Origin of the sequence: Aeromonas sp. QDB68 (genome assembly GCF_027707405.1) — a bacterium.
Lineage (GTDB): Bacteria > Pseudomonadota > Gammaproteobacteria > Enterobacterales > Aeromonadaceae > Aeromonas > Aeromonas caviae.
This window is the reverse complement of sequence record NZ_JAPCIQ010000191.1, coordinates 1-1,868: the sequence shown is the minus strand read 5'-3', so window position 1 is coordinate 1,868 and position 1,868 is coordinate 1. Positions and strand designations below refer to the sequence as shown.

Genomic DNA, 1,868 nt, shown 5'->3' with positions numbered 1-1,868 from the left:
TAAGCTTTTGGACGCTTGGTCTGAGCAGTGGCGGCATCGCAAAGAACAGAAGTCGAAGTGGTACACCTTTGTCGAAAATCCCAAACACCTGTTAGCTCATCTGGCAGAACGGATAGACCATCAGAAGGTGGATTATCCGTGGGCGTTCACAGGTGCTGCTGCCGCCAATATTCTTGCACCGTTGCTGACCAGTACTGAAGGAGCGGAGATCATTGTGCCCAAGGGCTACGCGGATAGAATGGCTGACGTGCTAGGCCTGAAGCCAGTCAGCAAAGGGGCAAACGTCACACTTATCGAGCGCGAACCCGCGAGTTTGCTTTACCGGGATGTGAGCCCAAACCACCCTATTTTTTTCGCAAGTCCTTACATTCTGTACTTGGACTTATTGGATGGCCGAGGCCGCAATAAAGAACTGGCGGAACATATCAGAGAACAATTGGAGTCTTTATGGCAACGGGATTGAAGCCTCGTACAGCGGCTGGATATAGTCAAGACGTTACATCGGCGTGCGAGATGACACTGCTCACACTGCTAAGCGCCTTTGGACATCTGAAGGAAACCCTAAGACTTGTCGGCGGCCTGGTTCCTCGTTATCTCACTCCAGAGAACCTACCCGATGTTCCGATGCATGCGGGGACTTCGGACGTGGACATAGTATTAAACCTAGAGGTGCTGGCAGCTGACAACGAATACGCTAGCCTTGCGGATCAGCTAAAAGCTCGGGGCTTCATCAGGTGGGTCGAAGAGGGAAAGCCCGCATCTTGGCGCTGGCGTCGCAAGGTCGATGACCATATAGAAGTAGTCGTTGAACTTCTACGAGATGCCGGTGCAGAGGAACCTGGCAGGACCATCAGCGTCGATGGGGAAAGAGTATCGGCGCTCACCATTAAGCATGCCCGAATCGTCCACGACTGGTATCAGGAGAAGATAGTTTCTGCCCAGCTCCTGGGTGGTGATGGTCTATCAGTGGATACTGTGCGATTTGCGGACGTGCCAGCATTTGTAATTTTGAAAGCTCTGGCTCTGGATCAGCGTCAGGAGAGGAAGGATGCCGCTGACCTAATTCATGTGATCCAATACTCAGGCTCGGTAAAGGAAGTCGCAGCTCTATTCGTTGAACGCATCCGTTCACAACAGCATCAAGAGGCAATGCAAGATGGGTTAGCAGCGTTAGCGAGACGTTTCGGGGACGACGAGCATGGTGAAGGCTATGAGAAGGTGGGGGCTGTTGCCTACGCACGCTTCCACGGTGGAGACAACGAAGATGAGCTTGTTGGTCGTCAGCGTTTTGCCGCAGGGTTAGTCCAAAGCTTACTGGCCGAAGTTGAGAGGCAACGGGTAATATAAGGAAAGTGCGAATAAGTACCTCTTGCGCAAAAACTGAAACTTAGTCATTTAATATCAATTAGTTATGGTGGAGTGTTTTTGTGTCAAGTGACTTGTTAGCACCTTCCCTAGAACTACAAAGCTCAGGTGTTTCCCACAATGTTAACGCTCATAATTCAGCAACTACCTCAGTACTCAACGATAAAATCGCGTGGCATACGTCATAGATCATCTAGCGATACGCTGACCTTATCGAGTAGGGCCATGCGTTCATCGGCGATACGATTAAGCTCAGCGTCTTCGGCTAGTTCTATATAGTAAGCAAAGAGCTCTGGTGGCACGCAGTAGAAGGCTGGTTCGTTGTGCTTGAGGATAGCAACGGCAGAACCATTGCCTTTTTTGACAGTGCCCATGGGGTTGCGTTTCAGTTCGGTAATGCTGGCCGCCGCAGCGGAGAGAATCTGGTAGCTCATGTTCGGTTCCTACTCGTTTTGGCATTAATTATTGTGCTACTACTCGCAATAATTAATAGAGGCCCCTTG

At 50.5% G+C, this 1,868-nt stretch carries 3 protein-coding genes; 2 read left to right on the top strand and 1 reads right to left on the bottom strand.

Annotation, left to right across the window (positions count from 1 at the left end; translation table 11 throughout):
• Both PG892_RS22105 and PG892_RS22100 read left to right on the top strand, forming a co-directional pair.
• The coding region (locus PG892_RS22105; RefSeq protein WP_270825882.1) for a type IV toxin-antitoxin system AbiEi family antitoxin at positions 1-463 on the top strand (463 nt) is incomplete at its 5' end.
• Positions 448-1,347: a hypothetical protein gene (locus PG892_RS22100; RefSeq protein ID WP_134996527.1), complete on the top strand. Its 900-nt coding sequence runs from the start codon at positions 448-450 to the stop codon at positions 1,345-1,347. The genes PG892_RS22105 and PG892_RS22100, both read left to right, overlap by 16 nt.
• A 200-nt stretch (positions 1,348-1,547) precedes the next feature.
• Here the strand turns inward: PG892_RS22100 and PG892_RS22095 are convergent, their stop codons facing one another.
• Positions 1,548-1,799, bottom strand: coding sequence for a plasmid stabilization protein (locus PG892_RS22095; RefSeq protein WP_134996526.1), 252 nt, complete (start codon positions 1,797-1,799; stop codon positions 1,548-1,550).
• Positions 1,800-1,868: the final 69 nt, after the last annotated feature.